The organism is Massilia sp. TWP1-3-3 (assembly GCF_049897805.1).
Taxonomy (GTDB): Bacteria; Pseudomonadota; Gammaproteobacteria; order Burkholderiales; family Burkholderiaceae_D; genus Telluria_A.
The window spans coordinates 1-831 of the sequence record NZ_JAFCWX010000125.1 but is presented as its reverse complement, the minus strand read 5'-3'; the positions used below and the strand labels follow the sequence as shown (position 1 = coordinate 831).

1 protein-coding gene and 1 pseudogene are annotated in these 831 nt (G+C 47.4%); both read right to left on the bottom strand.

Annotated elements, in window-relative coordinates:
* Positions 1-135: 135 nt before the first annotated feature.
* Positions 136-423 carry a barstar family protein gene (locus ACP7D4_RS28140; protein WP_426212733.1) on the bottom strand — a complete coding sequence of 96 codons (288 nt, stop codon included), beginning with the start codon at positions 421-423 and terminating at the stop codon, positions 136-138.
* 187 nt (positions 424-610) lie between these two features.
* A pseudogene (locus ACP7D4_RS28135) lies at positions 611-831 on the bottom strand (IS4 family transposase); the annotation flags it as partial.

Here is an 831-nt window from a genome sequence, read left to right as displayed (position 1 = left end):
CCCGGAAACGATGTTAGAAATAAAGCACAAGAACGAACCCTAAATTCCACCACAACAACCAAGATCAGGACATAATTTGTTCAAAAAACACACCCGACAAGTAGTCTGACACAGGGGGTTCTCAGCAAGATCATTTCACGCAAGTGCAAGCTCAAACCTTTCGGTCCATCCATATTCAATATCTTGCTTCTCCACATCACGCAATATCCCAACAATCGAATCGAATCGATCACCCATCGCAGCCTTCGAAATCTCTGCATTTTTCCACTCCAGTAGAACTGGCCTTTCCACATCCCTGCTCAACAAATCCCACAACGCATCTAAATTTTTACCGTAAAAAGTTGACAATCCGAGCGCTTCGGTGAGCGCCTCATGAAAGTCACTTTCCGACAGAATGCTTACTCCATCAAATTCCAATTTCATTTTAATTTCCCTGCTTCCACGGTACGGTTGGATGTACGGTTACATAGTGATCTGTCGTTATATAGGATAGTCCGTCACTTGAATACAGCAGGCGAGTCCCTGGCTGATTGCTGCGGGACATCCCACTATGCAAACCAACATCCGCCTCATACCAGATTCGACCCCAATCCACCCAAGTTAAGACATTTCAACAGTTTTTCTGAGTCATCTTCTTGTGTGGTTTTACGCCGGGCTTCCTGGGCTTCGAACGATTCTTTCGATGGCGATAGGTCTTCCCGGCAATTAGCCACAGCAGGTCGCGCAGCAGCGTTCCAACCTTTCTGCCGATTTTCCCACCGAGCAGAAGTATGGGCATCAGCGGCTTGAGCGCGGTGTGGGCGTAGGCATGGTTAATACGTTTGTTCTCGG